This window comes from Actinomadura barringtoniae (genome assembly GCF_017573505.1).
Lineage (GTDB): Bacteria > Actinomycetota > Actinomycetes > Streptosporangiales > Streptosporangiaceae > Spirillospora > Spirillospora barringtoniae.
In genome coordinates this window covers 284,032-301,160 of the sequence record NZ_JAGEOJ010000009.1, presented here as the reverse complement: position 1 = coordinate 301,160, position 17,129 = coordinate 284,032, and the positions used below count along the sequence as shown (strand labels likewise).

Genomic DNA, 17,129 nt, shown 5'->3' with positions numbered 1-17,129 from the left:
GTCTCGGCTACGTCATCATGATCTGACGGTTTCACCTTGTGGGATTGGGTTGAGCCCGCCGCCGCCGAACGCATAGCCTCCCGTGAGTGATCGACCCCCTCAGCGGTGAGCACGTCAATGAGCAACCCCTGGTGGACGGCCCTCCGCCCCGGTTGCCCCTCCTTCCCCCCGGCCATCTGATCGACGAGCAGCGCGAGGTCTACGAGGCGGTGACCGGCGGCCCGCGCGCCGCCCGCCCGCCGGTGTTCCGCTTCACCGACGATCAGGGGCGGCTGCTCGGCCCGTTCAACGCGATGCTCTACAGCCCGGCCGTCGGCCTGCCCCTGCAGGAGCTGGGCGCGGCGCTGCGCTTCCGCACCGCCTTCACCAAGCGGGAACGGGAGATCGCCACGCTGGTGGTCGCCCGCCACTGCCGGTCGGACTTCGAGTGGTACGCCCACGAGCGGATCGGCCGCCGCGCCGGCCTCGAACAGGAAGAGATCGACGCCCTCCGCGAGGGCCGGGTGCCGATGCTCGCCGACGTCCGCGAGCGCGTGATCTGCGAGGCGGCCGGCCAGCTGGTCGCCGAACGCGATCTCAGCGACGCGCTCTACAACGAGGCGGTGGCGACGCTCGGCCGTCCCGCCCTGGTCGAACTGGTCACGCTCGTCGGCTACTACTCGGCGCTCGCGCTCCAGCTGCGGGTGTTCCGGGCCGGCGTGCCCGAGGGCGAGCCCGCGCCCGACTGGGGGGAGCATGAGTGACGTCCTGCGCACCGGGCGCCTGGCGCTGCACCCGGTCAGCATGAGCGACCACAGCGCGCTGCTCGCGCACTGGACGGGCCCGAAGGTGCGCCGCCACCTCTTCGAGGGCGTCGCGCTCTCGCCGACCCAGGTCACCGAGGTGATCGCCTCCAGCCAGCGCGACTTCGCCACCGAGGGCTACGGCCTGTGGGGGCTGCGCGACGCGGGCACGGCCCTGGACCACGCGCTGCCCGACGGCGACCTGATCGGCGTCGCGGGCCTGCGCGGCCACGGCGCGGACGTCGAGATCGTCTACAGCCTGCAGCCGGACCGCTGGGGGCAGGGGCTGGCGGCCGAGGCGGGACGCGCCGTGCTGGAGTACGCGTTCGAGGTGCTGCGGCTGCGCCGCGTCACCGCCGAGATCGACGCCGGGCTCGCCGACGTCCTCGGCATGCGGCCGCACGGCGACGGCCACTACGCCGCCGAACGGTCGGCCTGGTTCGGATCGCGTCACACAGTCGACGTCTGACGACCGAATTAGTTTCCGAGGGTGCCATTCGCTGTCGGATGCAGCAGTATGAGCGCCATGAGTTCCGTGCGCGCCGCCGATCACGTCAACGGCTCCGTCTCGTACTGGTACCGGCAGATCGGCCTGCCGCGCCCGGGCGAGCCGCTGCCGGGCGACCGGACGGCGGACGTGTGCGTCGTCGGCGCGGGCTACACGGGCCTGTGGACCGCGTATTACCTGAAGAAGGCGCAGCCGGACCTGCGGATCGTGATCCTGGAGAAGGAGTTCGCCGGGTTCGGCGCGTCCGGCCGCAACGGCGGCTGGGTCGTCGGTGAGCTGGCCGGGTCGCGGGAACGGTACGCCCGGCGGCACGGCCGTCCCGCCGCCGTCGCCCTCCAGCGGGCCATGTTCGCCACCGTGGACGAGGTCCTGCGGGTCGCGGCGGCCGAGGGGATCGAGGCGGACCTGGTCAAGAGCGGGGTGCTGACGGTGGCGCGGAACGCCGCGCAGTCCGCCCGACTGCGCGAGGTCATCGCCACCTCCCGCGACTGGGGCTGGACCGAGGACGATCTGATGCTCGTCGACCCCAACCTGAACGTCGAAGGCCTCACCGGCGCGATCTGGAGCCCGCACTGCGCCCGCGTCCAGCCTGCCGCCCTGGCCCAGGGGCTGGCGCGGTGCGTCAGGGACCTGGGAGTGGAGATCTTCGAGCGGACCGCGGTCACCCGCATCGAGCCTCGTACGGCCGTGACGCCGCACGGCACGGTCACCGCCGACCACGTCATCCGCGCCACCGAGGGCTTCACGGCGGCCGTGCCCGGCCACCACCGTGATTGGCTCCCGATGAACAGTTCGATGATCGTGACCACGCCGCTGCCGGAGACCGCCTGGAAGGCCATCGGGTGGGAGAACGCCGAGCTGCTGGGCGACATGGCGCACTACTACATGTACGCGCAGCGCACCGCCGACGGCCGCATCGCCTTCGGCGGGCGGGGCAAGCCGTACCGCTACGGCTCCCGCATCGACGACGCCGGCCGGACGCGGGCGCAGACCACCGGCGCCCTCTGGCAGATGCTGACCGCGATGTTCCCCGCCGCGTCCGAAGCCCAGGTGGCGCACTCGTGGAGCGGTGTGCTGGGCGTGCCGCGCGACTGGTGCTCGACCGTGGTGCTCGACCACGAGACCGGGCTGGGCTACGCGGGCGGCTACACCGGTCACGGCGTGGCGACGGCCAACCTGGCGGGCCGTACGCTGCGCGACCTCGTGCTGCGCCGCGACTCCGAACTCGCCCGGCTGCCGTGGGTCAACTGGAAGGTCCGCCGCTGGGAGCCGGAGCCCCTGCGGTGGCTGGGCGTCCAGTCGATGTACGCGCTCTACCGCACCGCCGACGCGCGAGAGCAGCACTCATCCCGCACGTCGGTCCTCGCCCGCGTGGCCGACGCCATCACGGGCCACTAGCGACAGGCGGCCTCAGGCCGCTTCGCAGAGGAAGGCCGCCGAACGGGTGCGGCGCGCCTCGTCGAGCGCCGTCACGCGGGCGTAGAGACGCATGCTCATGGTCGTCTCCCACTCAGTGAGGGACTGGACGAGCCACTCCGAGTGCTCCTCCGGATCGAGGACGATCCGGTCGAGCACGTCGGGCGTCAGGATTCCGCCGTCGAAGACGAAGCCGACCTTCGCCGACGGCCAGCGGCGTTCAGGGGGCAGGAAGTGGGTGAGCAGCAGGACGGGCGGGCCCTGGAACTCGATGCCGGTCTCTTCGCGGCACTCGCGTACCGCCGCGGCGAAGGGAGAGGCGTCGCAGTGCTCGACGTTGCCGCCGGGAAACTGCCACCTCTCCACGTTGTGCGCCGACCGGAGTGCGAAGGGATTTCCTTCGAAGTCGGTGAAATACAGAGCGGCGTACATCGTCGCGTTCGGTAGCGTCCGGATGTACTGCTCGGGAGGGAGCCAACTCATACAAACAATTGTCCGCGCTGGATGTGAAAAGCGCCTGGGACGCGCTCCGAATGATGTGACCTGAATCACAATGGCGGGCTGTCCCCTGACGGAGTCCCGGTTCGTCCTCTCGCCGAACAACCGGAACGGCACAAGGGAGCAGCATCATGGGCAAGGTCATCGTCATGGAGTTCATCACCCTCGACGGCGTCATCGACGACCCGGACGGCTCGGGCGGCACGGCGTTCGGCGGCTGGGCGTTCCGGCACGGCCCCGAGGCCGTCGCGGGCGACAAGTTCCAGCTGGGCACGATCCTGGACACCGGCGTCATGCTCCTCGGCCGCGTCACCTGGCAGCTGTTCACCCACATCTGGCCGGGCCGCGAGGACGAGTTCTCGCAGAAGATGAACGCCATTCCGAAGCTCGTCGCCTCGCGGACGCTGGACGACCTGTCGGCGTGGAACAACTCCGCGCTGCTGGACGGCGACCTCGTCGAGGCCGTCACCAAGATCAGCCGGGACCAGGACATCGTGATCACCGGCAGCGCCGCGATCGTCGAGGCGCTGCGGGAGCGCGACCTGGTAGACCAGTACCGGCTGATGGTCTTCCCGACCGTGGTCGGTCAGGGGCGGCGGCTGTTCGACGGCGCCGGACCGATCGAGCTGGAGCTGACGAAGGCCGAGCAGGCGGGCGCGGGCGTCCGCATGGTGTACGACCGTCCCGAAGGAGACCGTCGATGAGGTACGCACTGCTGATCAACGAGCGCCCCGGGTCCTACGACGGCCTGGACGGCGACCAGCGCGCCGCGATCACCGCGGAGTACATGGCCGTGCGGCGGGACGGGCGGACGCTCACCGGGGCGCGCCTGGAGCCGGGCGACACCGCGACCACGGTGCGGGACCTGGACGGCGAGCTGCTGCTGACCGACGGGCCGTTCGCCGACACCAAGGAGATCTTCGGCGGGTTCTTCCTCGTGGAGGCCGCCGACCTGGACGAGGCGCTGGAGCTCGCGCGGCGCATCCCGGCCCTGCGCATGGGCGGCTCGGTCGAGGTGCGGCCGCTGGCGGAGTACACCGAGCACCTGAGCTGACGGATCACCGAGGACACGGATCACCGACGACACGGAGAACCGAGTTGAACGTGCTGGAGGACGTCTTCCGCGACCAGTGGGGCAGGGTGTTCGCCTCACTGGTCGGGTACCTCGGCGACGTGGACCTGGCCGAGGAGGCCGCGCAGGAGGCGTTCGCCATCGCGGCCGAACGCTGGGCGAGCGACGGGCCCCCCGACAACCCGGGGGCCTGGCTCGTCGTCACCGCGCGGCGCCGGGCGGTCGACCGGCTCCGGCGCGACCGGACCTACGCGGAGAAGCTCCGGCTGCTGGATCGGCCGGAGCCGGTGGAGATCGAGATGAACGAGACCATCATCCCCGACGAACGGCTCGAGCTGTTCTTCCTGTGCTGCCATCCGGCGCTGAATCCCGAGGCCCGCGTCGCGCTCACGCTGCGCTCGCTGGGCGGCCTGGAGACGCCGGAGATCGCGCGGGCGTTCCTGGTGAACGACGAGACGATGAAGCGGCGCCTGACGCGCGCCCGCACCAAGATCCGGGTCGCCGGCATCCCGTTCACCGTGCCGCCCGACCACGCGCTGCCCGAGCGGGTGCGCTCGGTGCTGGCGGCGCTGTACCTGATCTTCAACCAGGGGTACGGCGACGGACGGGCCGACCTGGCCGCCGAGGCGATCAGGCTCGGGCGGATCCTGATCGGCCTCATGCCCGATGAGCCCGACGCGCGGGCGCTGCTGGCGCTCATGCTGCTGCACGACTCGCGGCGGGCGGCGCGAGTGCGCGACGGCGAGATCGTTCCGCTGCACGAGCAGGATCGCGCGCTGTGGAACGACGCCCAGATCGAGGAGGGCAAGGCGCTGCTCGACCATGCGGTCAGGCTGGGCGCCCGCGGCGCCTACTCGGTGCAGGCCGCCATCGCCGCGCTGCAGACCGAGACGCCGATCGACTGGCCGGCCGTCGCCGCGCTCTACGACCGGCTGCACGAGCTGACCGGGTCGGCCGTCGTCGCGCTGAACCGCGCGGTGGCGATCGCCGAAGTCGAGGGCCCCGCTGCCGCGCTGGCGATCGTGGACGAGCTGGACCTGGGCGAATACCGGTACTTCCACTCGACGCGAGCCGAGCTGCTGCGGCGCATGGACGACGTCGCGGGAGCGCTCGCGGCCTACGAGCGGGCGCTCGACCTGTCCACGACGGAGGTCGAACGCCGTTTCCTCGAACGCCGCATCGACGAGCTGAAGGGTCACAGACTCGCGAACGGCTGATGATCGGCTGTGGCGAGGTCGTACACGAACGCCCGGACCGCGAGGGCGCGGCGGGCGAGGAAACGGGTGATCGGCGAGCGGTCAGGGCCGTAGGCGGCCGACCAGAAACGGGGTACGTGGTTCATGGCTCCCAGCCTGGTCCGGCCGCCTCCCATCGGTCCAACACATCGTTTAGCTGTCCGCCATCCATAGAATCGATGGATGGAGATGCGCCAGCTCCGCCATTTCGTGGCGGTCGCCAACCACGGGAGCTTCACCGCCGCCGCCCGCGCGGAGCTCATCGTCCAGTCGGCCCTGAGCACGTCCATCCGCAAGCTGGAGCACGACCTGGGCGCCGACCTGTTCGACCGGACCGGGCGCAGGCCCGTGCTCACCCCCGCCGGGCACGCCCTGCTGCCCGCCGCCCGCGCGCTGCTGGCCGACGCGGTGGCGGCACGGGACGCCGTCGCGGCCGTGACCGAGCTGACCACCGGACGGGTCGCGATCGGCAGCATCCAGACGCTCACGGGCGTCGACCTGCCCGCCGAGCTCGCCGCGTTCCACCGCCGCCGGCCGGGCGTGCAGATCTCCGTACGCGAGGCGCCCACCGGCGAGCTGCTGGACGCCCTGCTGGCGCGGGAGCTGGACCTGGCCTACGTCGCCCTCGACGGTGCCGAGCTGCCCGACGGGCTCACGACGTTCGCGAGCTGGGACGAGGAGCTGGTCCTGGTGACCGCTCCCGACCACCGGCTGGCGGGGGAGGAGCGGGTGCTGCTGTCGGACCTGACCGAGGAGCCCTTCGTGGACTTCCGCGCGGGCACCGGCCTGGAGACGGCCGTCCGCCGCCTGGCAGCGGGCTGCGGCCTGCATCGCCAGATCACCTGCGAGGTCACCCAGATCAGGTTCCTGGTCGATCTGGTCCGGGCGGGCATCGGCATCGCGATCGTGCCGCGCCTGGTGGGGGAGAGCGCCGGGCTGCCCTGCGTACGGATGCGCCAGCCAGACCCCGCGCGCACCGTGATCCTGGTCGGCCGCGCGCCGCGCCCTCGCAACCCCGCGGCGTCCGCCCTCCTGGACCACCTGGCCCCGCGGGCCGATGAGGCCGCCTCCGCCTAGTAGGGGTCGTAGCCTGCCGCGAGCGCGGCCGGTGACCGCCTCAGGTAGTCCAGCGCCACCTGCGTCGAGCACACCTGCGAAGGATGGTGTGAGGGCCTCAGATAGGTCAGCGCTTCGCGTCCGAAGAAGAACCCCACCATGCCCGGAATCTGTTTCCTGCGGACCGACTTGCGATACGAGCGGTATACGCGCCCGAATGTCACCGGCTTAGTGATCGTTGGGTCGCATTTCAGCAGCATGACCGTTCCACGGGCCAGCGTCGTGGAGAGCAGAAAGACCGCCACCGCCCACGACAAGATCCGCAACAGATAGCCGCCGCCGAGCTCGGCGTAAACGTCGAACACCACCGAACGATGTTCTACCTCTTCGGCCCCGTGCCAGCGGAAAAGATCGAGCATCGTCGGATCGGCGCCGCATTCGTCGAGCCGGTCGTTCTCGATGATCCATTGGCCGATCACCGCCGTGTAGTGCTCGATCGCCGCCACCGCGCCCAGCTCGAAGAGCAGCCGCCGCCGGAACCGGCGCGGTGACCGCCGCGCCATCGCCGCCATCGCCTCCTGGCGTTCGGCCAGCTTGACGTGCGCCTCACGGGTGATCTCGCCGGTGTCCATGCCGTTGCGCGCGAGCAGCCGGTCGAGCACCCCCTGGTGGCTGCGCGCGTGCACGGTCTCCTGCCCGATGAACCCCTTGATCTCCGCCCGCAGCCGCTCATCGCGCACCCAGGGCGTCGCCTCCTGAACGCACTGCACGAACCATTTCTCCCCGGTCGTCAGCAGCACCTGGAAGAAGTTGACCATGTGCGTGGCGACCGGCGCGCCGGGAATCCAGTGCAACGGCGTCGATTCCCAGTCGAACGCGACCCGCCGCGTCTTGATCGGCGGATGCCGCTCAATGTCCGAAGGCACCATTCACTCCCGCCCCTCATGCCGCAAATGTGCCACGAGACATGCGACCACAAGGCCCCACGCGGAACCATCGATAAGCCTGAACCGGACAAGGATTCCCCGTTAATTGTCCAATCCTGCGCACGTACCGTGTCCCACCGCGGGCACCCCGTAACGAGCCGCTCGATCCCCCCGAATTCCCGTCGCGATGAAATGCGGAGAGAGACCAAGAAGCTCCGGAACGCGTTCAAGCGCCCGCGCCGTATCCAGTACCACGGCCCGATCAGCCGGGCGGTTCAGCCGCCGGCGTGTGGATCCATGGGCGGTGACCGTATCTGGAGTGATTTACTGGGGCTTAGAAGATCTTGAAGGGGAACGGTGCCTGATGACCGAGAGGCGTTTGGGTGGTCTGCACGACCCGGCCGACGGGTGGACGCCCACGCAGCTGGAGATGGAGACGCCCTCCGTCGCCCGCATGTACGACTACCTGCTGGGCGGTAAGGACCATCTGTCGGTCGACCGGGAACGCGCCGACGAGGCCGTGACCGCCGATCCGCTGTTCCCTCGGGTCGTGCGGGAGAACCGGGCGTTCCTCGCGAGAGTGGTGCGGTTCCTGGCTGAGGAGCACGGGATCGACCAGTTCCTCGACATCGGCACCGGGCTTCCCACGCAGGACAACGTTCACCAGATCGCGCAGCGCTACAACCCGCACGCGCAGGTCGTGTACGTGGACAACGACCCCGTGGTGCTGTCGCACGGGCGGGCTCTGCTCGCCAACAACGACAAGACGACGGTCATTACGGCGGATCTGCGGGAGCCAGAGAGTCTTCTGGACCACCCGGACGTCAAGCGGCTCATCGACTTCGAGCGGCCGGTGGCGTTGTTGTTGCTGGCCATACTGCATTTCGTTCCCGACCATCAGGACCCGCACGGGATACTGGACCGGCTTCGCGACGCGCTTCCCTCGGGGAGTTTCCTGGCCGTCTCGCATGGGTGCCCGGATCTGCGTCCGGACGTGGTGCACCGGCTTGAGGAGATCTACAGCCGGACGGCCTCGCCCGCGAAGGCGCGTACGCGGGATGAGGTGCAGCGCTTCTTCGGGGACTTCGAGATGGTGGAGCCCGGCCTGGAGTGGGTGCCCTGGTGGCGGCCCGAGACCGAGCCCGGCGAGGACGCCGACCTGGTGTGGTTCCTGGGCGGCGTCGGGCGCAAGCCTTAGTCCACCAGCTTCATCACCTCGGAGTAGGAGGGGATGGGGCGGTCGACCGGGCCGTTCGTGATTTCGAGCGCTGTGGTGACTGCGGTGTTGAGGGCTGCGCGGAAGAGCAGTGAGCCCGTGCTGATACGGCTTACGCCTAGGTCAGCCAGGTGCTCGTAGGTCATTTTGCCTGGCATGTAGAGGACGTTCAGCGGGAGGTCGATCCCGGTCACTAGTGCCTCGATGTCGGCGTCGGTGGCGGCGCCGGGGACGAAGATGCCGTCGGCTCCGGCGTCCGCGTAGGCCTTCGCGCGGCTCAGCGTCTCGGGGGCCGAGCCCTGGTCGAACTGCCAGTACGTGTCCGTGCGGGCGTTCACGAACACGTCGGGAGCGGCTTGCTTCACGGCCGCGATGACGGCGGTGTGATGTTCGGTGGAGGCGAGTGGGCCCGTGGGCCTGCCGTCCTCGATGTTGATCCCGGCGATGCCGTACGAGGCGAGCTCGGCGACCAGGTCGCCGACCTCCTTCGGGTCGTCGAAGAACCCGCCCTCGATGTCGACGCTCACCGGGGCCGGCAGCCGGGCGAGGGAGTAGGCGAGGATCATCGTCTCCTCGACCGTGCCGCCCCGGGCGTCCTGCTTGCCCGCCGCCACCGCGACGCCGAGGCTGGTCGTGGCGACGGCGGGGAAGCCCGCGGCCGCGAGCGCGGCCCCGCTCGCGAAGTCCCAGGCGTTCGGCAGCAGCAGCGGGCGGTCACCGTGGTGCAGGTCGCGGAAGTTCATGTCCCGACGCTAGAACGGGGACGCTTCGGCGGCGGTCGAAGGATCGGCCTATTTCACCTCGCGGCGGGACAGCCTGATGAGGCCGATGACCATGGGGATGAGCAGCCAGACCAGGAGTGATGTGCCCGCCCGCGCCCATTCGCCGGCCGAGACGTTCGCGTCGCCGATGGCCGACAGGGTGCGGTTGGTGTCGAGCCAGCCCGCGGGGCCCTTCAGCCAGTGCACCATCTGGCCGAGCGTCGTCCAGACCGTCGGCAGCACGAAGTAGAGCACGATGGCGAGCGGCGAGTTCATGAAGGCCATGCCGAACGCGGCACCGCTCAGCAGCGCGATCACGGCGAGCAGCAGCATCTTGCCCAGACCGGAGATGGGCAGGTCCCAGCTGCCGCCCGACTGGCCGGTCACCGCGCCGACCGTGCGCGCGAGGACGGCGGTGACGGTGCCGACGGCGACGAACACCGCGGCGAGGGCGGAGCCGCCGGCCAGCTTGGCGATCACCACGCGATGGCGTTCGGGCGTCAGGCAGAACGTGCTGAGCGCCGTGCGCTGGGACCACTCGCTGGTGATCGAGAGGATCCCCAGAACGGGCAGCAGCAGCGTCACGCCGATCTGCGAGGCGGACAGGAACTCCATCAGGCTCTGGTCGTCCTTGTCGGCCGCGAAGAGGATCACCGGCATCATCGCGACGGCGGTCAGGCCGATGAGGATGAGCAGCCAGCGTCCCGCGCGGGTGTCGACCATCTTGCGGACCTCGACGGCCGTGAGGATGGCCAGCGACGGCCGCGCGGGCTCGGTCAGGGCGCTGGGCGTGGCCTGGGCGGTCGCGGTGGTCGTGGCGGTCATGCTGCGGCTCCGTGGGTGAGGCTGAGGAAGAGCTGCTCCAGGCCGCCCCCGTCTTGGGCCTGGCGAAGCTCGAGAAGGACGGTGCCCGCGGCCGCCGCCGCGCGGCCGACGGCCTCGGCGGAGGCCTGGACGACGAACGAGCCGTCGGCCTCGGGCCGTACGGCCAGGCCCGCGGCGGTGAGCGCGGCGTGCAGCGCGGCCGGGTCGAGGCCGCGGACCAGGACGCCGCCGGGCGCGTGCAGCAGCTCGCTCTTGGTGCCCTGTGCGGCGATCCGCCCGCCCGCGATGACGACGAACCGGTCGGCGACCGCCTCGACCTCGCGCAGCAGGTGCGAGGACAGCAGGACCGTGCCGCCCCGGTCGGCGAAGTCGCGCAGCAGCGTGCGCATCAGGAAGATGCCCTCGGGGTCCAGGCCGTTGGCGGGCTCGTCCAGGATCAGCACGCTCGGGTCGCCGAGCAGCGCCTGGGCGATGCCGAGCCGCTGCCGCATGCCGAGCGAGTAGCCGCCGACGCGGCGCCTGGCCGCCTTGGGCGGCAGCCCCACCAGGTCGAGGACCTCGCCGACCTTGGTGCCCTCGACGCCGAGGATCTGCGCGGTCAGCGAGAGCGTCTCCCGGCCCGTGCGCCCGCCGTGCTGCGCCGCCGCGTCCAGCAGGACGCCGACGTGCCGGCCGGGGTTGCCGATGCGGCGGTACGGCACGCCCTTCACCGTGGCCGACCCGCTGGTCGGCGGGGTCAGGCCGCAGATCATCCGCATCGTGGTGGACTTGCCCGCCCCGTTCGGGCCGAGGAACCCCGTGACGGTCCCCGGCTCGCAGCGGAACGACACGTCCGCCACCGCCGTGGTCTCCCGATAGCGCTTGGTCAGGCGCTCAACACTGATCATGCCTCTCAGCGTGCCGCCTGCGCCCGTTCCCCCGCATCGGCCGGGCGTCGGCCGCCGCATCGACCAAAGTCGATGGTCAGATCACCGAACGTCAGATCTCCGAACGTTCCTCCGGGCCCGCGTCGTGCACGAGCAGCGCGATCTGGACGCGGTTGTTCAGCTCCAGCTTGGTGAGCAGCCGCGACACGTACGCCTTGACCGTTGCGACGCTGAGCGACAGCTCCTTGCCGATCTCGCTGTTGGTACGGCCCTGGCCGACCAGCCCCGCCACCGCGCGCTCGCCCTCGCTCAGCCGGTCCAGCAGGTCGCGGGCGCGGGCCTGGCGCGGGTCCATCCCGGCGTCGGCGACGTAGGTCATCATCCGCCGCAGCACCGCGGGCGACATCATCGGCTCGCCCGCCGCGACCTGCCGGATCGCCCGGATGATCTCCGGCGGCGGGGTGTGCTTCAGCAGGAACCCGCTGGCCCCGGCGCGCATCGCGCGCAGGATGTGGTCGTCGGTGTCGAACGTGGTGAGGATGATGATCTCGGGCGGGTCGCTGCGGGAGCGTAGCCGTTCGGTCGCCGCCAGCCCGTCCAGCCGCGGCATCCGGATGTCCATCAGCACGACGTCGGGCCGGTGCTCGTTCACCGCGGCGACCACCTCGGCGCCGTCGGCGACGTCGGCCACCACCTCCAGGCCCTCGGCCCCGGCCAGCATCATCAGCAGCCCCGCCCGGACCAGGGCGTCGTCGTCGACGATGAGCACGCGGATCGGAGAGTCCATGACCTCAGCCTATGGGGACGCGGGATGCGGAAGGGGCAGGCGGGCGCGCAGGCGGAACCGGTCGCCGGTCCTGCCGTGGTCGATCGTTCCGCCGACCAGCGCGACGCGTTCGCCGAGCCCGACCAGGCCGGCGCCCGCGCCCGGCATCGGCGGCGGTCCCGGGTGCGCGACCGCGCCGCGCGGCAGCGGGTTGGTGATGTCGACGACGAGCTCGCCGCCGGACGCCTCGACCGTGACGTGGACGTGCGCGCCCGGGGCGTGCTTGCGGGCGTTGGTGAGGCCCTCCTGAACGATCCGGTACGCGTGGCGGCCGACCCGCGCGGGGACGGCCGCCGGATCGAGGACCTTCACCTCCAGTTCGATGTGCGCGCCCGCCTCGCGGGACTCGGCGACGAGCGCGGGGATGTCGGACAGCGCGGGCTGCGGCCGGTCCGGCTCGGCGGCGTGCTCGTCGTCGCGGAGCACGCCGATCACCTCGCGGAGGTCCTCCATCGCCTCGTACGCGGACTGGCGGATGATCCCGGCGGCCTCGCGCTGCTCCCGTGGAGCGTCGGCGCCGAACTCCAGGGCCCCCGCGTGCACCGCGAGCAGCGAGATCCGGTGGGCCAGCACATCGTGCATCTCGCGGGCCAGCCGCTCGCGTTCCAGCAGCCGCGCCTCCTCGACGCGCAGCCGCTGCCCCTCCTCGGCCTCCCGCGCGCGCTCTCGCAGCGACCGTATGAGCTCGCGCCGTGACCGCACGACCAGGCCGATGGCGACCAGGAGCCCGTAGCCCAGATAGAAGACGACCAGACCGTCGCGGAACTCGCGGGCCGACAGCCCGGCGAGCGAGAAGACCGTCGTGATCACACCGAGCGTGGCGGCGGCGACCCAGGCGGTCACCTTCCACGGGCGATGGACGGCGACGGTGTAGACGGCGATGGCGGCCGAGCCGTAGGCCGTCGACGAGGTGATCTGGACGAGCATCAGCGTGATGGCGAGCGCGACGGGCCAGCGGCGCCGGTAGAGCAGCAGCACCAGGCACGCGACCGCGCCGATGGCGATGTCGCGCACCACCCGGCCGTCCTGCTTGTCCTCCGGGAAGGAGTCGACGGACCCGGCGAGCACGAGGAGGCCGAGCGCCGCCGCGCAGATCGCCGCGCACACGTCGGCGAGCCACTCGCGCCCGGTGCGCCGCGGATCCACCACGGCGCCAACGCTACCGACCGCGCCGCCCTGCGGCAGTCACCGCAGGTAGGTGGCGGTGCGACTTTGGTATACGGGGGCTGTCCCCCGGGCGGGAGGTGGCGCAGGCCCCCAGGCCGATCCGGGAGGACGCTCGAATGATCAAGCGGCCCGGCGAAACTAGCGTCGAAACCCATGAGGAACACGAATCTGATCGTGGGCGCGGCCGCCTTCGCCGTCATCGGAGGCGTCGTCGCGGCGCCCTCGTCGGCGTCGGCCGGCGGGCTCGACCGCTACTACAAGCAGCACCTCGCCTGGAAGGCCTGTACGCAGGGGCCCGACGACGAGGTCGGCAAGGAGCTCGACAAGGCCGGCGCGCGCTGCGCCGACGTGACCGTGCCGCTGGACTACGCGAACCCGGGCGGCCGGACGATCAAGATCGCGATCTCGCGGCTCACGGCGAGCGACCCGGCCCACCGGATCGGCACGATGCTGATCAACGGGGGCGGGCCGGGCCCGGCGATCGACATGCCGCCGTACATGAAGGGCGTGATGGGGGAGGCGGGGCCGCGGTTCGACCTGGTCGGCATGGACCCGCGGTCGCTCGGCCGCAGCGCCGGCGTGGACTGCGGCTGGCCGTCGGCCACCTGGATCCGCCCGGCCGGGCTGACCCGCGGCGGGTTCGACCGGCAGGTCACGTTCGAGAAGGACCTGGCCAAGCGGTGCGAGCAGCGCGGCGGCGACGTCATGCCCTATATCAGCACCGCCAACATCGCCCGCGACATGGACGTCGTCCGCGGCGCGCTGGGGGAGCGCAAGCTGTCCTACAACGGCGCCTCGTACGGCACCTACCTGGGCGCGGTCTACGCGACCCTCTTCGGCGACAAGGTCGACCGGATGGTGCTCGACAGCGCCGTCGATCCCGCCCGCTGGAGCCCGACCCTGCTGCGCGGCACCGAGGGCGCCAACGAGCAGGCGCTCGCGCACTGGGCCACCTGGACGGCCGCTCGCAACGCCAAATACGGGCTCGGCACAAGCCAGGCGAAGGTCCTCGCCTCGGTGCACCGCATCCAGCGCGCCGCGCTGCGCAAGCCGCTCAGCATCGGCACGTACAAGGTCGACGACGCCATGATGCCGGGCCTGCTCTTCGCCGGGCTGCAGGACGACCGTGACGAGCCGAGGGCCTCGCTGGCCGAGAGCGTGGCCATCTTCGACAAGGCCGCCAGGACCGGCGAGACCGTTCAGCCGTCCGCCGACCTGGAGGACGGGCTGAAGTTCATGCTCACCGGCGACGAGTCGCGCTACGGCAGCGGCCAGGCCGCGATCATTTGCGGCGACGCGTCGGCGCCGCGCGACGTCGAGGGCTACTGGCGCGACATCCAGCGCGTCCGCAAGTCCGCGCCGCTGTTCGGCCCGCTGACGTACGCCACCACGCCCTGCACGTTCTGGCCGAGGCCGCCGCGCGAGAAGCCGGTGAACGTGACGACGAGCGTGCCCGCGCTGATCGTCGCCGCCACCGGGGACACCCGTACGACCTATGCCAGCAGCCAGGGCCTGTATCGCGCCATGAGCGGCTCGCGCCTCATCACGCTGCGCGGCGCGGACGTGCACGCGCCTTACCAGGCCGGCTACGGCAACGCGTGCGTGAACGACCTGGTCAACCGCTACCAGGTGACCGGCGTCCTGCCCGCCGGAGCACCCGTCTGCGAGAAATAGCTCAGAGGCAGTAGATCAGAGCTGCTTGCCGGTGACCGGGGCGCCCAGCGCGCTGCCCTTCAGCCACGCGTCCCACGACTTGGCCCAGGGCGTCGGCCCGTTGCCGAACTGGAGCTTGCGGGAGGTCCCGGTCACCTCGATGATGTCGCCGCGGTTGGTGAAGTTGTAGAACCACTTGGCGTCCGACGGCGAGGCGTTCACGCAGCCATGGCTGACGTTGGAGTTGCCCTGCGCGCCGGTCGACCACGGCGCCGCGTGCACGAACGTGCCGCTGTAGGTCATCCGGACGTTCCAGTCGGTCGGGATCCGGTAGGCGCCCGGATCGCCGGTGGTCGCCGAGTCCATGATGATGTGCGCGGCCTTCTCCTGCGCGATCATGATGCCGGAGTAGCTGTCGTCGCCGGGCTTGCCCAGGCTGACCGGCATCGTGCGCACGGTCTTGCCGCCGCTGGTGACGGTCGCCTCGTGCGAGTTGGAGTTGACCTTGGTGATGTGGCGTTCGCCGACGCTGAAGTTCAGCTCCCGGTCCTTCATGCCCCACATCCCGTTGCCGGCCTTGACGCCGGCCAGGTGCGCGACGACCTTGACCTTGCTGCCGCTCGGCCAGTAGTCGCGAGGCCGGAAGTCGACCTCCTTGTCGCTGATCCAGTACCAGGCGCCCTCGACCGGCTTGGACATGCTGATGTCGAGCGACTTCTCGACGGCCTGCCTGCCCTCCTTGGTGGAGACCGCCTGGGTGAGCAGCAGCTGCACCGGCATGCCGACGCCGACCGTCTCGCCCTCCAGCGGTGACATGCCGCTCTCGAGTTTCTTGGTCGGCTTGAGCGTGGTGAACGTCGCGGTGGAGGAGATCGGCTTGTCGTCCTCACCCGTGCCCTGGGCGGTGACGGTGTACGTCGTGGACGGGGTGAGCGGCCAGGTCGTCTGCCAGGACTTGCCATCGGCGGCGAGCTTGCCGTCCGCCTTCTTGCCCTTACCGTAAGTGACCGAGACGGTCGAGACCTTGCCCTTGTCGGCCTTCACGGTGATCGGCTGGTCGGGGGAGACGTTCTTGGTCCCGGTGGCCGGGGCGATCGCCAGGGTGCCCGCGGCACCCGCCGCGCCCTTGCCGTTCCCGCCCGACGTGCCACCGTCGTCCTTGCCGGACGAACATCCCGCGGCGGCCATCGCCACCGCGCAGATCACCGCGATACCGGCCGTTCCGGCCCGACCCTTGAGCACACGTCCTCCACATCGTCCGACAAGGGGTTCCCCCCGCCTCGGCAGACCTTGCGTTGCCAGAGTATGCGCAGATCGCTTCCTGAACGCCGCTTCAGGTACTTCAGGTCGGCTTCAGCCGGATTGTTCCACGATCAATGCCGTGCCGGTGGCCTCCGGCTCGGGGGGAGTGGGGGGTCACCGGCATGACAGTGGAAGGGGGTGGCCGTGCGAACGCTGATCGCTGAGAACGACCCCGGAACGGCGGCACGGCTGATCCGGGAGCTCGCGCGCGAGGGGTACGCGGTAGACCTGGCCGGATCGGCCGAGGACGCGCTCTGGTGCGTGCGCGAGCACGACTATGACGCCGTGGTGCTGGCGAGCGGGCTTCCCGACCCGGGCGGCCTGCAGGTCTGTCGCACCATGCGGGCCGAGCACCGCTGGGCGCCGGTTCTGCTGATCACCCCCGAGGGGGACGTGACGGCCCGCGTCGCGGGCCTGGACTCGGGCGCCGACGACTGCCTGACGGCGCCGTTCGTCTTCGCTGAGCTGTTCGCCCGGCTCCGCGCCATCACGCGCCGCGAGGCGATCGCCCGGCCCGTGGTGCTGCAGGTGGCGGATCTCACGCTCAACCCGGTGACGCACTCGGCCAGCAGAGGTGCCTCCGACATCGTTCTGTCACCGCGGGAGTTCGCTCTGCTACGGGAGCTGATGAAGCGGCCCGGCGGGGTGCTGTCGCGCACCTACCTCATAGATCACGTGTGGGACTTCGCCTATCGCGGCGGCTCCAACGTGGTCGACGTCTACGTCCGCTATCTGCGGGACAAGGTGGACCGCCCGTTCGGCCGGGAGACGATCCGGACCGTCCGGGGAGTCGGTTACCTGCTGGACCCGGACGCCTGACCGCCAGGACAGCGGCGCCTGCCGCCGCCAGCGCCAGACCGGCATAGACCTCGAGGCGATAGTTCCCTCCCGCCGACGAGCCGTCTCCGGTGGCCGCCCCGCCCCTCGGAACGGGACTCGTCGGGGCATACCGGTCCTGGACGGCCCCCGCCACCTCGACGGCGCCCTGGGCCAGCCCCTCACCCGTGCAGTCCACGTAGA

General features: G+C 70.9%; 19 protein-coding genes. 10 read left to right on the top strand and 9 right to left on the bottom strand.

The annotated features are described in order from the left end of the window. Positions 1-86 precede the first annotated feature (86 nt). From J4573_RS23360 to J4573_RS23350, 3 genes are read left to right on the top strand one after another with little or no spacing between them, the layout of a single operon-like run. A complete protein-coding gene (locus tag J4573_RS23360) occupies positions 87-743 on the top strand; it encodes a carboxymuconolactone decarboxylase family protein (protein WP_307796807.1) in 657 nt (218 codons plus the stop codon). Continuing rightward, entirely contained in the window at positions 736-1,251 is a 516-nt protein-coding gene (locus tag J4573_RS23355) for a GNAT family N-acetyltransferase (RefSeq protein ID WP_208257932.1), read from the top strand. Before J4573_RS23360 ends, J4573_RS23355 begins: the two co-directional genes overlap by 8 nt. 48 nt (positions 1,252-1,299) lie before the next feature. Next, the gene (locus J4573_RS23350; RefSeq protein ID WP_372442874.1) at positions 1,300-2,688 is read left to right on the top strand and encodes an NAD(P)/FAD-dependent oxidoreductase; all 1,389 of its coding nucleotides are present in this window, start codon (positions 1,300-1,302) and stop codon (positions 2,686-2,688) included. Between the two features lie 12 nt (positions 2,689-2,700). On the opposite strand, the gene J4573_RS23345 is transcribed toward J4573_RS23350, so the two are convergent. Then, positions 2,701-3,189: an NUDIX domain-containing protein gene (locus tag J4573_RS23345; protein WP_208257930.1), complete on the bottom strand. Its 489-nt coding sequence runs from the start codon at positions 3,187-3,189 to the stop codon at positions 2,701-2,703. A 146-nt stretch (positions 3,190-3,335) separates the two neighbouring features. Here J4573_RS23345 and J4573_RS23340 point away from each other — a divergent pair, with 146 nt between their 5' ends. From J4573_RS23340 to J4573_RS23330, 3 genes are read left to right on the top strand one after another with little or no spacing between them, the layout of a single operon-like run. Continuing rightward, complete coding sequence (locus J4573_RS23340; protein WP_208257929.1) at positions 3,336-3,908, top strand: dihydrofolate reductase family protein; 573 nt, start codon at positions 3,336-3,338, stop codon at positions 3,906-3,908. Next, positions 3,905-4,258, top strand: coding sequence for a YciI family protein (locus tag J4573_RS23335; protein WP_208257928.1), 354 nt, complete (start codon positions 3,905-3,907; stop codon positions 4,256-4,258). Before J4573_RS23340 ends, J4573_RS23335 begins: the two co-directional genes overlap by 4 nt. Positions 4,259-4,308: 50 nt before the next feature. After that, on the top strand, positions 4,309-5,493 hold the full coding sequence (locus J4573_RS23330; RefSeq protein ID WP_307796834.1) for an RNA polymerase sigma factor: 1,185 nt from the start codon (positions 4,309-4,311) through the stop codon (positions 5,491-5,493). Here the strand turns inward: J4573_RS23330 and J4573_RS23325 are convergent. Continuing rightward, complete coding sequence (locus J4573_RS23325; RefSeq protein WP_208257926.1) at positions 5,472-5,618, bottom strand: hypothetical protein; 147 nt, start codon at positions 5,616-5,618, stop codon at positions 5,472-5,474. The two genes, J4573_RS23330 and J4573_RS23325, sit on opposite strands and share 22 nt — an antisense overlap. A 76-nt stretch (positions 5,619-5,694) precedes the next feature. Between J4573_RS23325 and J4573_RS23320 the strand changes: the two genes are divergently transcribed. After that, positions 5,695-6,588: a LysR family transcriptional regulator gene (locus J4573_RS23320; protein WP_208257925.1), complete on the top strand. Its 894-nt coding sequence runs from the start codon at positions 5,695-5,697 to the stop codon at positions 6,586-6,588. On the opposite strand, the gene J4573_RS23315 is transcribed toward J4573_RS23320, so the two are convergent. Beyond that, entirely contained in the window at positions 6,585-7,496 is a 912-nt protein-coding gene (locus J4573_RS23315; protein ID WP_208257924.1) for a metal-dependent hydrolase, read from the bottom strand. The two genes, J4573_RS23320 and J4573_RS23315, sit on opposite strands and share 4 nt — an antisense overlap. 361 nt (positions 7,497-7,857) lie before the next feature. Here J4573_RS23315 and J4573_RS23310 point away from each other — a divergent pair, with 361 nt between their 5' ends. Then, positions 7,858-8,691, top strand: coding sequence for an SAM-dependent methyltransferase (locus tag J4573_RS23310; protein WP_208257923.1), 834 nt, complete (start codon positions 7,858-7,860; stop codon positions 8,689-8,691). Here J4573_RS23310 and J4573_RS23305 read toward each other — a convergent pair. From J4573_RS23305 to J4573_RS55455, 5 genes are all read right to left on the bottom strand, one after another. After that, on the bottom strand, positions 8,688-9,452 hold the full coding sequence (locus J4573_RS23305; RefSeq protein ID WP_208257922.1) for an isocitrate lyase/PEP mutase family protein: 765 nt from the start codon (positions 9,450-9,452) through the stop codon (positions 8,688-8,690). The two genes, J4573_RS23310 and J4573_RS23305, sit on opposite strands and share 4 nt — an antisense overlap. A gap of 48 nt (positions 9,453-9,500) precedes the next feature. Then, positions 9,501-10,295 (bottom strand): ABC transporter permease, encoded by a 795-nt coding sequence (locus tag J4573_RS23300; protein ID WP_208257921.1) that lies wholly within the window; start codon positions 10,293-10,295, stop codon positions 9,501-9,503. Next, positions 10,292-11,182, bottom strand: a complete 891-nt coding sequence (locus tag J4573_RS23295; protein WP_208257920.1) for an ABC transporter ATP-binding protein — start codon at positions 11,180-11,182, stop codon at positions 10,292-10,294. Before J4573_RS23295 ends, J4573_RS23300 begins: the two co-directional genes overlap by 4 nt. 91 nt (positions 11,183-11,273) lie before the next feature. Continuing rightward, positions 11,274-11,948, bottom strand: coding sequence for a response regulator transcription factor (locus J4573_RS23290; protein WP_208257919.1), 675 nt, complete (start codon positions 11,946-11,948; stop codon positions 11,274-11,276). A 9-nt stretch (positions 11,949-11,957) separates the two neighbouring features. Continuing rightward, the gene (locus tag J4573_RS55455) at positions 11,958-13,136 is read right to left on the bottom strand and encodes a sensor histidine kinase (RefSeq protein WP_208257918.1); all 1,179 of its coding nucleotides are present in this window, start codon (positions 13,134-13,136) and stop codon (positions 11,958-11,960) included. 171 nt (positions 13,137-13,307) lie between these two features. On the opposite strand from J4573_RS55455, the gene J4573_RS23280 reads away from it, so the two are divergent. After that, a complete protein-coding gene (locus tag J4573_RS23280) occupies positions 13,308-14,828 on the top strand; it encodes an alpha/beta fold hydrolase (RefSeq protein WP_208257917.1) in 1,521 nt (506 codons plus the stop codon). A gap of 15 nt (positions 14,829-14,843) precedes the next feature. On the opposite strand, the gene J4573_RS23275 is transcribed toward J4573_RS23280, so the two are convergent. Beyond that, positions 14,844-16,049: a L,D-transpeptidase gene (locus J4573_RS23275; RefSeq protein ID WP_307796805.1), complete on the bottom strand. Its 1,206-nt coding sequence runs from the start codon at positions 16,047-16,049 to the stop codon at positions 14,844-14,846. Between the two features lie 204 nt (positions 16,050-16,253). Between J4573_RS23275 and J4573_RS23270 the strand changes: the two genes are divergently transcribed. Beyond that, entirely contained in the window at positions 16,254-16,928 is a 675-nt protein-coding gene (locus tag J4573_RS23270; protein WP_208257916.1) for a response regulator transcription factor, read from the top strand. Positions 16,929-17,129: the final 201 nt, after the last annotated feature.

Bases quoted from the DNA above. Each gene is read 5' to 3' on its own strand.
- J4573_RS23315 (WP_208257924.1), bottom strand. From the start codon at position 7,496: ATGGTGCCTTCGGACATTGAGCGGCATCCGCCGATCAAGACGCGGCGG.
- J4573_RS23295 (WP_208257920.1), bottom strand. From the start codon at position 11,182: ATGATCAGTGTTGAGCGCCTGACCAAGCGCTATCGGGAGACCACGGCG.
- J4573_RS23355 (WP_208257932.1), top strand. From the start codon at position 736: ATGAGTGACGTCCTGCGCACCGGGCGCCTGGCGCTGCACCCGGTCAGC.
- J4573_RS23325 (WP_208257926.1), bottom strand. From the start codon at position 5,618: ATGAACCACGTACCCCGTTTCTGGTCGGCCGCCTACGGCCCTGACCGC.
- J4573_RS23345 (WP_208257930.1), bottom strand. From the start codon at position 3,189: ATGAGTTGGCTCCCTCCCGAGCAGTACATCCGGACGCTACCGAACGCG.
- J4573_RS23280 (WP_208257917.1), top strand. From the start codon at position 13,308: ATGAGGAACACGAATCTGATCGTGGGCGCGGCCGCCTTCGCCGTCATC.
- J4573_RS23305 (WP_208257922.1), bottom strand. From the start codon at position 9,452: ATGAACTTCCGCGACCTGCACCACGGTGACCGCCCGCTGCTGCTGCCG.
- J4573_RS23300 (WP_208257921.1), bottom strand. From the start codon at position 10,295: ATGACCGCCACGACCACCGCGACCGCCCAGGCCACGCCCAGCGCCCTG.
- J4573_RS23335 (WP_208257928.1), top strand. From the start codon at position 3,905: ATGAGGTACGCACTGCTGATCAACGAGCGCCCCGGGTCCTACGACGGC.
- J4573_RS23290 (WP_208257919.1), bottom strand. From the start codon at position 11,948: ATGGACTCTCCGATCCGCGTGCTCATCGTCGACGACGACGCCCTGGTC.
- J4573_RS23320 (WP_208257925.1), top strand. From the start codon at position 5,695: ATGGAGATGCGCCAGCTCCGCCATTTCGTGGCGGTCGCCAACCACGGG.
- J4573_RS23350 (WP_372442874.1), top strand. From the start codon at position 1,300: ATGAGCGCCATGAGTTCCGTGCGCGCCGCCGATCACGTCAACGGCTCC.
- J4573_RS23310 (WP_208257923.1), top strand. From the start codon at position 7,858: ATGACCGAGAGGCGTTTGGGTGGTCTGCACGACCCGGCCGACGGGTGG.
- J4573_RS23340 (WP_208257929.1), top strand. From the start codon at position 3,336: ATGGGCAAGGTCATCGTCATGGAGTTCATCACCCTCGACGGCGTCATC.